Origin of the sequence: Serratia sp. PGPR-27 (genome assembly GCF_022678525.1) — a bacterium.
Classification (GTDB): domain Bacteria; phylum Pseudomonadota; class Gammaproteobacteria; order Enterobacterales; family Enterobacteriaceae; genus Serratia; species Serratia nematodiphila.
The window spans coordinates 1-12280 of the sequence record NZ_JALBYS010000070.1; the positions used below are offsets into that span (position 1 = coordinate 1).

The 12280-nt window shown below is 51.8% G+C and carries 12 protein-coding genes and 1 pseudogene; all 13 read right to left on the reverse strand.

All coding sequences use genetic code 11. From position 1 onward, the window contains the following. Positions 1 to 369: pseudogene (locus MMS95_RS23805) on the reverse strand (NADPH-dependent 7-cyano-7-deazaguanine reductase QueF); the annotation flags it as partial. Beyond that, positions 347 to 1243, reverse strand: a complete 897-nt coding sequence (locus MMS95_RS23810; RefSeq protein ID WP_004937338.1) for a queuosine precursor transporter — start codon at positions 1241 to 1243, stop codon at positions 347 to 349. The pseudogene MMS95_RS23805 and the gene MMS95_RS23810, both read right to left, overlap by 23 nt. Beyond that, positions 1244 to 1858 carry a helix-turn-helix transcriptional regulator gene (locus MMS95_RS23815; protein WP_004937341.1) on the reverse strand — a complete coding sequence of 205 codons (615 nt, stop codon included), beginning with the start codon at positions 1856 to 1858 and terminating at the stop codon, positions 1244 to 1246. Positions 1859 to 2387: 529 nt separating this feature from the next. Further along, positions 2388 to 3689 carry a cytosine permease gene (locus MMS95_RS23820; protein WP_004937343.1) on the reverse strand — a complete coding sequence of 434 codons (1302 nt, stop codon included), beginning with the start codon at positions 3687 to 3689 and terminating at the stop codon, positions 2388 to 2390. A gap of 20 nt (positions 3690 to 3709) precedes the next feature. After that, on the reverse strand, positions 3710 to 4399 hold the full coding sequence (locus MMS95_RS23825; protein ID WP_004937346.1) for a PAS and helix-turn-helix domain-containing protein: 690 nt from the start codon (positions 4397 to 4399) through the stop codon (positions 3710 to 3712). 27 nt (positions 4400 to 4426) lie between these two features. Further along, on the reverse strand, positions 4427 to 4837 hold the full coding sequence (locus tag MMS95_RS23830; RefSeq protein WP_004937348.1) for a GNAT family N-acetyltransferase: 411 nt from the start codon (positions 4835 to 4837) through the stop codon (positions 4427 to 4429). A gap of 427 nt (positions 4838 to 5264) precedes the next feature. Next, positions 5265 to 6179: an alpha/beta hydrolase-fold protein gene (locus MMS95_RS23835; protein ID WP_242142403.1), complete on the reverse strand. Its 915-nt coding sequence runs from the start codon at positions 6177 to 6179 to the stop codon at positions 5265 to 5267. A gap of 616 nt (positions 6180 to 6795) precedes the next feature. Continuing rightward, a complete protein-coding gene (locus MMS95_RS23840; protein WP_033632084.1) occupies positions 6796 to 7680 on the reverse strand; it encodes an ATP-grasp fold amidoligase family protein in 885 nt (294 codons plus the stop codon). Positions 7681 to 7730: 50 nt separating this feature from the next. After that, positions 7731 to 9026, reverse strand: coding sequence for a lysine N(6)-hydroxylase/L-ornithine N(5)-oxygenase family protein (locus MMS95_RS23845; RefSeq protein WP_033632085.1), 1296 nt, complete (start codon positions 9024 to 9026; stop codon positions 7731 to 7733). Positions 9027 to 9945: 919 nt separating this feature from the next. Further along, on the reverse strand, positions 9946 to 10806 hold the full coding sequence (locus MMS95_RS23850) for a hypothetical protein (protein ID WP_228392543.1): 861 nt from the start codon (positions 10804 to 10806) through the stop codon (positions 9946 to 9948). A 36-nt stretch (positions 10807 to 10842) separates the two neighbouring features. After that, on the reverse strand, positions 10843 to 11325 hold the full coding sequence (locus MMS95_RS23855) for a type VI secretion system tube protein Hcp (protein ID WP_004937359.1): 483 nt from the start codon (positions 11323 to 11325) through the stop codon (positions 10843 to 10845). A gap of 47 nt (positions 11326 to 11372) precedes the next feature. Further along, complete coding sequence (locus tag MMS95_RS23860; protein ID WP_004937362.1) at positions 11373 to 11855, reverse strand: type VI secretion system tube protein Hcp; 483 nt, start codon at positions 11853 to 11855, stop codon at positions 11373 to 11375. A gap of 195 nt (positions 11856 to 12050) precedes the next feature. Next, positions 12051 to 12280, reverse strand: a 230-nt coding sequence (locus MMS95_RS23865; RefSeq protein WP_242142405.1) for a hypothetical protein, incomplete at its 5' end; no start/stop codon positions are given.

The following is a 12280-nucleotide window of genomic DNA, read 5'->3' on the forward strand; positions in this document are numbered from 1 at the left end:
CTGGCCATTGGCCGCCTGCGACAGATCCTTCTGCATGGCGGCGCTCACCTGTTCCACGCTGTCGAAGCGCGTTTGGTTGAAGCTGTTGAGATACAGCTTGAACGATTTGGATTCGATCAGGTTGGAAGAAGAGTGCGGGAAGGTAAATTCGCCGATGCCCACCACCGGCTTGCCCTTGGCGTTGAGCCAGGACAGCTCGAAGGCGGTCCAGAGATCAAAGCCGCTGAACGGCAGCTGCTGCTCGTCCACGCCGATCAGATCGCGGCCGCGGGCACGCGGCAAGGCTTCGAGCAATGCGGGAGCATATTGATCCGGATAATCGGAGTTCGCGCCAAGATGGGTGATTTTATCTTGCTTTTGGATATGCATATTCATTGCCCTTTGCTTGTTCGGTATTGATGTAGCGATTAAACAGACTGCGGGTGGCGTAGATCGGCCCGACGCCCAGCAGGGCGTAAACCACCTTGATCAGGAACTGCGACAGGATCATGGTTTTGATGATGTCCCAGCTCAGCACGTTGTAGAACGCCAGCGTACAGAACACCACGCTGTCGATGGCCGAAGCCACTACGGTGCTGGTGATCACGCGCACAAACAGGTAGCGGGAATTGGTCAACTCTTTGATTTTGCAGAGCAGGTAGGAGTTGACGTTTTCGGAGATCAGATAGGCCGCCGACGAGGCCACCAGCACCGCCATGATGCTGTGCACGATGCCGTTGTAGGTCTCGCTGTACTCCCACTGCGGAATGCTCGGCACCAGCGTCGTTACCCAAACGCCCAGGACGAAGGTCAGATTGGCGATAAACGAGATGATGATGGTGCGCCTGGCCAGCCGTAAGCCATAGAATTCGTTGAGGATATCCACCAGAATGAACGTGAGCGGGTAAATGAAGATCGCCGGCGGCGTGATGAGATTCAGCACCGGGATTTGGATCGGCTTGACGCCGCACAGCGTTGAGAAAATATAAATCACGCTGAGCGCCACGGTAATAATCAGGTAGGCGTACCAGGATCGTTCATGGCGATCGCTGAGCTCATAGGCGGTTTTTTGTTGGTTGTCACCATAGAGTTTACGGTACAGCGCCTGCAGCTCATGCCGGCTTAAATCTTCTGATATTTCGCTGTCGGCCAGCTCATTCAGCCCCATGGTGATGGTTTTGCCGGTGGCCAATACCATGACATTGGCCGCGATGGTGCCATGCCGGGTGAAGCCCAACAGCTTGAACTTCTGATTCGGTTCCATTTATAGCCTTTCTCCAACGATGTAACCCAGGAATTGCACGGTGTCCTGAGGGCGTTTGTCCATGCTTTCGCTGTCTTTGTCGTCAACCACAAAGAAGCCGCTTTTTCCCGAGTGATACAGCAAAGGCGAATCGCAAATCAGTACCGGCGGGCGTTTGATGATGATGACTTCGCCGGGAATAAATGACCCTTTAATTTCGGTCTCTATTTTCATTGCCAACATGTTCGACTCATCGCCGAAGAAATAAGTCAAAGGGAACTCAGTGACCAGTTGCCCGATCTTGCGCTGCGAGACGGCCAGATAGCGCGACTGCGGGATTACCGGAATGGCGGAAGGGTTCTTGTTGCCTTCGGTGGACAGCGTTTCGTTAAGCAGCTCCAGCTTTTCCAGATCGTAATCTTCGATCTCTTCACAGGAGACACCGAAGAAATCGGAGATCCTATTCACGGTGGATTGCTGAACGTTGTTCACTCTTCCGTCAAGAATTTTGTAGAGAGTCGTACGCGTCAGGCCGCTGCGATTGGAAAAGGAAGCCTTGGTTTCACCGCGGGTACGCATCAGATATTCAATATTTTTAATGATGTTGATTTTGCGCTGTGCGTTGGTGGTTTTCATTGGCTGTCCTTACAAACATTACGCAGGCTTCACTATATCTTACGCAGTGGCGTTGTCCAGATAAAAAGGCGCAGGCGAGCAGGTAACGAACTGATTATTAGCAGTAATTATTGTTTTCCGTCAGCCGTTTAGCGCAATGATATCAGCGGAGGCGGTCTGCTTCCTCTGCGCGAAAGATAAAGCCGTGCAAATCAATTGATTAGGTTTTTCTTATGGAAAAGTGAACACAAAAGCCGGTTTTATGTTTACTTTTATGTTGACCAAAGCCGATTTCATGGGCTACTGTTCATGCAAGCTGAAGTTTCTCTTTACGATCAAAACACGGAAGCCGACAGTTTTTATAATAAAAAGCTCAGAGGGGGCGTTGCCACACTCTGAGCATAATGGATAGCTTGCTACCGACACCAGGGACCCTAACCACCACGGCCGTTTGTCTGCGCGATCGGCTCATTCTTTTGCATTGAATCCCCTTTTCGAGCGTCTAACACTCCCCCGTTATCGGAGGAGTGCATTACCGCGTTCACGAAAATCAGAGCGATTTCTGTGATGCCAGCGGTTTTTGCGCCCGGCTGAAGACCAGTTTAAGCAGCCAATACAGCAGGCTGGCAGCGACCAGGGAATTGATGGTCGGTACGCCCCATTCGGTTGCCAGGCCAACGGCGCCGCCGGCGATGCTGGCGACGATCGCCGCCCAGCCGATAGTTGGCGTTTCGTTCGGCAGCTGGCCGGTCCGGCGGCTCTCATCCAGGATCTTGCGATGGCTGCGCAGCAGATAATAGTCCACCAGCATGATGCCGATAATCGGCGGGAAGACCACGCCAAGCACCGTCAGAAAGTCGACAAAGCGGTCAAGAATGCCCAGCACCGACAGGGTGGTGCCCAGAATACCGATCACCAGCGTAGTGTAGGTGTACTTCAGCTTCTTGCCGGTGATGCCTTCCACCGCATTGACGATGCCCAGTGAAGAAGAGTACAGGTTGAGATCGTTGACGCGCAGGGTGGAGAACACCACCACCAGCAAACCGGCGCCGCCGGCCGCTTGCGACATGATGGTGACCACATCCGCGGTGCCCAGGGTTTTGGCGATCAGGATCGCCAGGCCGTTCACCACGAACTCGCCGGCGATAATGGTGAAGAGCGTGACGCCGAGCACGTGCTTGCCGTTTTTGGAGTAACGGGTCAGATCGGGGGTCATCAGGCTGGCCACGATGGCGCCGCCGACGACGATGGTGATGCCGGCGCTGATGGTCAGCGGTTCACCCGGCGGCGCCAGCTGGATGATCTCCTGCAGGTTATGGCCGGAAAGCGCGGTCACCGAAATATAGGCCACCAGCATGATGAACATCGGCACCGCGATACGGGCGGCGATGCGCAGCGCCTTGAAGCCGAATGCCACCAGGATGGTCAATAGCGTGCCCGAGAGCCCGGCGGCCAGGCCGAAGCCCAGCTTATTGCCGAGCGCGAAGTCGAGCGACTTGGCGAAAATGGCGTTCTGAATGCCGAACCAACCCAGCAGGCTGACGGCAACCACCACGCCTATCAGCACCGAGCCCAGACGGCCGAAGCCGCACCAGCGCGCCAGCAGGCTGCCGGAAATGCCTTCGCGCATGCCCGCCAGCCCCAGGCCGTAGGTCACCACGCCGAAGATCAGGCTGCCGACGAAGATGGCGGTGAAGGCGTCAATCAGCGTCATGGAATTGCCGAGTACGGCGCCGAGCATGAACTGGTCCAGTGCGGTCAGCATGCCCATATGCACGATGGCCACGCTTAAAAACGAAACTCGTTTATCCTGCGGCACCCGGGTGAGCGGATAATCTTCGATCTTTATCACGGTGAGATCTTCCTTGCGGTTCAAATAAACTGAATGCCTTTGGTTATCAGGCGATCGGGAATGTAGTTATCCAGATTGGCGTATTTGCAGTATTCCTCAAATTGCTGCTGAGTATGCACGTTGGCCTTCTGGTAAATGTTATAAATGCGGTTTTCGATGGTCTTATTGCTGACATTATAGATTTTGGCGATCTCTTTCACCGTAAATCGTTGCAGCATAAGGAAAATAACATCGAGTTCGGCACGGGTGAACAGCTCGTTATTGACTTCGGTGGTCAACACGCTGGGTTTTTGCTGATTGATGTACTTCAGCGGTGACAGGCTGTTCATCGGCTTGGCGTTCCAGATCACGCCAATCACCTGTTTGTCATCGTTGTACACCGGCAGCTTTTCGCTGATAAACGGCGTCAGGCTGTCTTTGCCGTACCAGTAGTGCGTTTCTATGACCGTGACCCGATCGCGCGCCGCTTCGGTCATTTTGTCATGCTCGATAAAGTCGGCGGCGGAGTCGGCCCAGTCGGCGGGGAACTCGTGGTCATATTTGCCGGCGACGTCGAAATTCAGCGGCGTATTGGTATAGAGATAAGCGGCGCGGTTCATATAGAGGTGGCGGGACAGGTGGTCTTTGATGCCCCAGGGTTCGCTCAGGTGCTCCATCATGGTGATGAGGCCCTTAAAATAAGATTCATTATTTTTATGTGATGAACCCATACCCACCTCTGTGCCGCTCAGGCCGCGTTACAGGCTTTTAGCCAGATAATGGCGGGTGTGGCGATGCGCATAGTCGCCCAGCTCGCCGTAGACCCGGTAGCCCAATTTTTCGTAGAAGCCTCTGGCCTGGAAATCGAAGGTATCGACATAGGCCATATGGCAACCGCGCTTGCGGGCTTCTTCTTCGGCCAACTCCATCAATTGGCGGCCATACCCGCTTTTGCGGCATTGATCGCCAACCCACAGATATTGCACTTCCAGGCCGCCCCACCAGGTGCGCGCGACCAGGCCGCCGACGATCTGCTGGTTGTCGTCGGTAACGGTCAGGAACAGCGGGTGAATGTCTACGGGCTGGGTTTTGTGATTGTGCGCCCAAAGGCTGTCGATAACGAACTCTTCATCCTGAGGGTTGGGTTTGTCGGTGATATTAATATTCATTTTTAATATAATTCCCTGATTTAATTATTCAAAACTGAACTAGGCGCTTTCGCCCCAACCGCTTCTAATATCACTTTCGTTAATGTATTTCAAGGGTGGTTTTCACCCTTTTCCGCCTGGTGAACGGGCGCTTATGATAGGCGCCACAGGGAGAAGAAAATAGTGAAACAGGCGGTATTAAAACGCTGAAATGCCCTGCTTACACCATCTTTTCCTACTTGCGCCTCACCAGGGCCCCACCGGGAAAACTGCAGTACTGTATGGCTCCACCGGATAGAGCAAGCTCACTTGCCGACGGGGGAGCCACTTTGTTTTTTGACGCGCCCGCCCGCGGCCACCGTTCTCTGTCTCAGATATTAAACACTCTTCTTATCAGAAGATATGCGCTGCAGATGAAAATGTGGCCGATGCCTTCTGAGCCGCGAATTCAGTCTTCTGCGATGACGCTGCCCAGCGCCGGCTCGATGGTCGCGCCCAGCATGGCGCCGTGCCCTAAGGCGGGCCATTCCCGATAGCCGACGGTGAAACCGTCGAGCTGCGCCAGCTGTTCGGCCAGCAAATGCGTTGCGTCCGCCGGCAGAGCGGGGCTCTTTACACCGGGCGGGGCCGCGCGATCGCGTTCCGCCAGGCCAACCCACAGTTGCAGCCTTATCGCCGGCGCCGCGCGCCGTTCCGTCATCTGCTGCGCTTCTTGCAGGATCATGCCGTTGCCCCACCACAGCGAGGGTTCCACGGCGATATAGCGCTGAAAGGCGGCAGGATGGGTAAACAACGTGTGCAGAACGAAGAGCCCGCCGTAGGAGTGCCCCCACAGCGTCTGCCGCTGCGGATCGACCGCCAGTCTGGCGGCGATCGCCGGTTTGATCCGAGTTTCAATCAATTGCAGGAACGCATCCGCGCCCCCGCCGGCCCGCGGCGGTGTCTTCATGCCTGCCGGCAGAGGGAGCGTATAGTCGTAGGCGCGGCCGGCGGCATCGATGCGCAGATCGTTGTCATAGCCGATCATGACCAGCACCGGCGGCCGCTTCGCCGCTGCCAATTTGGCCAGTAAGGCGGCGTTTAACTCCATCAGCACCGCGTTGCCGTCGAGGAAATAAACCGTTGGATAGCCGCCCGGCTCAGGCGCCCGATGCGGTTGGGCGATGCGAACGCGGTAATGCCGTCGGCCATCGGCGGAGGTGAAGCGCAGGTCGCTGAAGCGGTAATCGGCAGAATCGCTATTGGCTACGGTAGCGCCGATCTTGCGTTCCAAATCGGGCCTGGCCAGCACGGAACCCGGCAGCCAAAGGCCGATGGCGAGCGCCAGAAGCGCAGAGATAAAATGCCGGTTGGACAAAAACATGCGGGTTAACACCTTCGGAAAAAGGCCGATAGTAGCATCCGTTCGCGCCCGGCAAAAACCTACCTTTAGGGCGGACAAAATCCGGAAGAGGGCCGCCAGTTGCTTTGCCGGGTTAATAGCAACTCATTGTTATTATTGGTAAGTCAGGAATAAGAGAGATTGCAATTAATTAGAAATGGTTATGGTTTTTATGGGGGGGGAATGGCGAATAGCGGGGGAAATACACGGTTATCAACGATTTTTAGCAAAAAAAGCCCTATAAAATAGGGCAAAGACACACAACAACACCAGGGAAACTTTCCGGTATCTTATATTATAGCTTCCTATACATATAGAACATTTTATTATAAATATGTAAGTGATTCTTATTGATTATCTAATGCCATTATTTTTCAAATGGTTATGTGGTCCGGCTGAGGTGTTGCGCCTGGGTCGGTTGCGGGCTATCAGGGATAGGTGGCGGGATTTTTCTGTAACGGCGGTATGAACAAGCGAGATCCTTGGCCCGATACCTTCAGGGCAATACCGGCCGACAGGCTGCGAACATACCGGCCGGTATTCCTCCTCGCGCTGGGCACTGCGCCGCCCGATCTTCCCTGCGAGCGTCCGGTGAAAATCAGTGCTGCTGCAGCGTCAGCATCTTGCCAAGCAAAATATCGGTCGGCGGCAAAATATCCGTATCCAATCCGGCGGAGGGGGTAAAGGTTAGCTCGCCAAAAATGATGTGGCCTTGCGAGATGTAGAAATCAACGCGAACAAACTCAAAGGGCGCCGACAAGCGAGTGGCGTACTCAAACAGTTCATCGTATCCCTCAGGCTTCACGAAAGCGTCTATCTCCTCCTGGCTCAATGCCAGGCAGTCTTCGCTATAGCAAAGGAACTTGAACTCTTTGTCGAAGAAGTAATATTTTGGCGTCCCGGTATCCCTGCCGACGCACAGCAAGGTGCAGTAAGGCACACCGCGGAAACAATAGATTTTATAGTCTTCAGGCCCGTGACCATTGGCCGATTCGATATACTTTTCCCCAATTATCTTTTTTTGTATCCCTTTGTAGTTGAGTTCTACATAGGTTTTCCAGTAATCGTCTTTCATCCATCCATCGATCAGATGAGAGGCGTTTTTAATGTTCAACGATTGTTTGTTTTGGCAAATTAAATTATACCCTGAACCGTGGTTTCCCTTAATGACAAACTTATCAGGCAGCGTTTCCCAGGGTATTTCCTGCACTGAATCACAGGAGAAATACAACTCATTGAGAATCTCTTCACATCCCTTTTCTTTGATGTACTCTCTCACCGCATATTTATCTGCACATTGAGTCACCAATGCGTTATTACTGTAGTCATTCAACTTAAGATGATTTATTTTTTCATTCCAGGTTGAGGGCGACTGTAAATTCAGCGGTTTGCCAAATGCCCTTTTGTATATCAATCTGGCCTTGAACTCGGGGGCTAATACGGCCAGTTGATCTAGAATAAACTTCTTGAATTGTCTCTTCATATACGTAATTCCATCAAAGCATAGTGACAATGATTAAGACGTTCTTGTATTTAAAACGCGGGCGGTACGCTTTCACTGCGCCATTGAATGGCTGTCGGCGTTGTTCCCAGATCAAATGGCTTGTGGTCTAACGCCCGATTAAGAATGCGGGCCGATCGCCAGGCCATCAGGCTCAGCTGAGGATCGGCAATGCCGTGATTATGCATACTGGCGTTCATCGCAAATAAGCAGTTCTCCACTGGGCCTTCCCACTCAAAGGTAAAGTCCGGGGCTATGCGGTATTCGCCGTCCGCAGTCTTTAACAACCGGTGGGCCAAAGGCTCAAGGAACTCAGGCGTCGCCGATTGATAACCGGTGGCAAAGATCACCACGTCCGCCTTGAAGGTTTCCTGGCCGTGATCGAGATGATGACGCGTTTCGAGCTGGTAGGCGTTATCCAGCGTGTGTTTCACGGCCGTCAGCGAACGGCTGGGCAGCAGGCGCACCCATAATTTCTCGCGCAGGACGTCGAAGCGGTGGTACATGGCGCGATAAATCGCCAGCAGCGACTCACTGGTGATGCCATCTGAGGTCATCTTCTGTTCGGCCAGCATATGCCGCTTGGCCGCGCTGTCCAGTGAGTAAAAGCTCTCGACGTAATCGGGCGTGAAGTATTCGTTGGCAAAAGCAGCCTCATCGAGCGCATTGTAGTTATTGCGGCGCGATATCCAGTCGAGCTGCGCCGGCTGCCCCCATTCTCCTTTAAACATATTCAGGAACAGATCTGCGCCGCTCTGGCCGCCGCCGACGATCGCCACGCGTTTGCCGGTCAGATCGGGGTTGCGCAGCATCATTTCGCTGGCATGGAAACAGCGATCGCTTTGCATCGTCACGCAATCCGGCAACTTTATTTTCTTGCCTATGCCAATGCTGACGTGTTTGGCGTGGAAGACCTTATTCGAGGTGGTCACCACGAACTGGCGCTGCCGATCGTCAAATTCGACCCGCTGAACGTCTTGATTGAATGCCAATGATCCCATCCCGGCGGCGGCCCAGGTGAGGTAATCGGCGAACTCTTCGCGCGATGCGGTGCGCTGCTCCGTCGTTAGGAAACGATAAAATTTTCTGTTTTTTACCAGATAGTTGAGAAAACTGTAGCGATTGGTTGGGGCAACCGCGCTCACTAAATCTTTTAAAAAGTTGGTCTGCATACTGCAATCCGCCAGGATCATCCCTGGGTGCCAGGAGAAATGAGGTTTGCGTTCAAGGAACTGTCCCGTAAATCCCTCTATTTCACTTCCTAAGGCTGCCAGGCTAAGATTCGACGGGCCAAGGCCAATACCGATGATATCCAAACGCTGATTCATTAATAAGCTCCAGTATAATGAGAATAATACCCAGAAATACGACTGCAGATAGGGTGGCTTATAGCAACCAGGCTGCCTTTTTCTTATAAGTAAGCTTCACGAATTAAATGTAATTAAAAGGTGTGCGGGCCAAAAATACCGCAATTTTAAATGCCCGTTTAGAATTCGGTAGCGCATCAGGCAAAGGCTACGGGCGTATTTCTTTCCATGAAAATCCCTATGAAGGTTTGCGCGTGTATTTAATGAATATTCCTAAGTAAAATTCCGATGCCCCCCTGATTCATCAAGCCATGAAAACGGCCACCAGGGAGGATGCCCACCGTATGAGTTCTTATCTGCTTTTCTGATGTATATGCCATTGCACTGCCGGGCTCGGTGTATTCGATGCTTAGAATAGCCTTAAAATAGGCGCGGGGAAGGTGAAATAACGTGATATTAGAGGCAGGATGCTTTTTGCAAAGATGAAATCGGAAGTGAAATTATGAAATCTGTGCGTTGTAAGTTGATTTTTATCATTTAATTCAATATGTTATTTTGCGGCAGGGCGTCACACTTTTTCACTAAGGTGATACGCACACTTCTGTACCCTTATCTCCTCTTGTTGTCCCCCGAACGGCAATATTTTACCCCGAGCTGCACCCTATGGACGCGGATGGTTCGCGTTAACTGCCGGGGGGAGGGTTCGTTTAATTAATGCCGGACAAAGACTGCCCGGAGAGGACGCTTGCTCGAGCCGAGTGTGAAAAAACCTGGCCACGCTGGTGCAACGATCGCGTCCGATCCGGCAGTCTGCCTTGTCATCGTCATTGACCATTCTTACCGACAATAAAAATCTTTTCGTCAATTCGGGGCATTTTTGCACCCTGGACAGAATGACAACCGTTGCGCCAGAACCGCGAAGACCTGCCAGGTTGATCAATCACGGGAGCTTCAAATTGCTGAGGTAGTCATACTGGGCTTGCGAAATGTCCAGTTCCCCATCGCTGAAAAAGACTTTTATAAACATATCGCCCTGGCCGACGATATCTACACGTTGGTAAGTTCCCGTCACAAAACGGCGCACGATAGCCTGAATGGCATCGGTATGATTAGCAGGAACTGCATTGTTATCCGTGACTTTCTGTTCAAAAGTAATAGGGTGCTGTGCCTGAGGATCGGGACTGTATTGTGCGCGCTTGGCTGCGCTTTCGAACTTGAAATCATTAAAGGCGTTGTGGGTGGAGTTAAACATATCGGCAAGGTTTTTGATATGTGCTGCCATCTGATTCACGACCATGGTTTTATTGGTCACGAAGCGTTTACCCAAATACGTGCCAGTCACTACCGCGAGCTGGGCGGCATTTCTGCCTAAAATGCTGCCAACGCCAGAACCGGCCCCCGTCCATAATCCCGCGATCAAAACCAGACCGGCTCCGCCGACGGTACTCGACGCGATATTCTCAAAATGCTGAACACGCGCCCCCATTTGCCATGAGGTTCCGGGAAAAGAGACATTAATGCGGTTATCCAGGTGATTAATTCTTCCGCCTGGTCGTTGTCCTGACTCAATATTATTGGCGGTCAATCGGCGGTTGTTTTCATCTTTGAGTTCACCCAGCGTAAATGCGATCTGGCCGGTCTCCGTTTTTGTTAATCGAAAGACTTCTTCTGGTGACAGAGACCTGACGAGGATCAGCGCCTCATTCAAAATCTCACGGGTCAAAAAGTTGGCTGACACCCGATTATTCGATTCGTGTTGCGATGTCAGAGCTAAAATTTCATGTGACTTAGGAAATGCCATAATCCCCCCGCCATTACGATATGCACCGTAATGTGATTAGCTTTCTTTATTTTGCTTAATGTCCCAGCCCATCTGCACCGAAGCTCCTTTATTGCCTTGCTTCGCTTGCTCCCAGTATTCCATCGATACTTTACCGGCCTGAAAAGAGTATTCAATGCCTAGCGTGGAACCGTGCTCGACACCGATGAAGTCGGTATGAGTCACTAATACATCTTCCAGAGTAATGCGGGTATATTCCACTTCCTGCCCACCGGCTTTGCAAAGCGACAACTGCACCTTGGCGAGGTGTTTACCGGCCGAACAGTATTTCAATAAGGCAGGTGTCGCTTTATCTATCAGAGCCTGTACGGTCAGATCGCGAAAATTCACTTTACCCGTACCGCCGCCGCCGCCAACGGCCATATTGCCAGGCTGCCGCGCGCCCCAGTTAAAGGAGAAGACATCGATCCATTGCTTGTGATTCGCATTTTTCGATTCGCCATTAATGCCTTCAACTTTTAAAAACATATCCATTGCCATGATTTTATCACCCGATCATTAACGTATTGTTAGGTGCCCGAATGCACTTAGCTCTCTTTATTCTGCTTGATATCCCAACCAGATTTGCTTTCAGCGCCTTTAGTGCCGCTGCTGCCTTGTTCCCAGTAACTCATGGTGACTTTTGACGCCTGGAAGGCGTAATCAACCAGGATCGCATCATTTTGACCGACACCATTAAAATCGGTTTGCGTCACCAGCACGTCTTCGAGAACGATTTTGGAATATTCCACCTGGTTGCCACCCGCTTTGCATACGGAAAGCTCGATTTTCGCGACATGTTTTCCACTGGAACAATATTTAAGAATGGCGGGTGTAGATTTGTCGATAAGCGCTTGAATACGGAGGTCTTGATAATTCACTTTCCCGGAACCGCCTCCACCGCCGACAGCCATATTTCCTGGCTGTGAAGCGCCCCAGTTAAACGAAAGTACGTCGGTCCATCCTTTATGATTGCTGTCTTGGGACTCGCCCGTCATTCCTTCAACTTTCATATACATATCAATTGCCATTGTCGCCGGATCCTCCATTATTTCGCGTTGGCAGCGGAATAGGATAAAAATGTCTTATCAATGGGTAAAATTCAGCATAGCCTTATATGAATGAATTAACAGCAATGTCGTTTTTATTCGGAATGTTCCTAGTTTTAATTCAATATGTTGTGATTTAACAAAGTGATACCTTTAGAGGTTCGTGGCTATATTCCATCACCGAATGACAATAAAAAACACTCGATAAACGGAGAATATGAGTGCGCTCGTTTGACGCGTGGAGGATTGGGGGCGGGCCTTTTGAGAAAGTGCACCTGTAATGCGAAATTGCACATCCATCGGATGATGCGGTGGCGCTTTAGCGCTGGCGCGCAGGGTGAGGCCGTAAGATCGAATAATCGAACGCAGTTCGATGGAGAGTCCGTACCCCAGAAAGCGAAAAACCC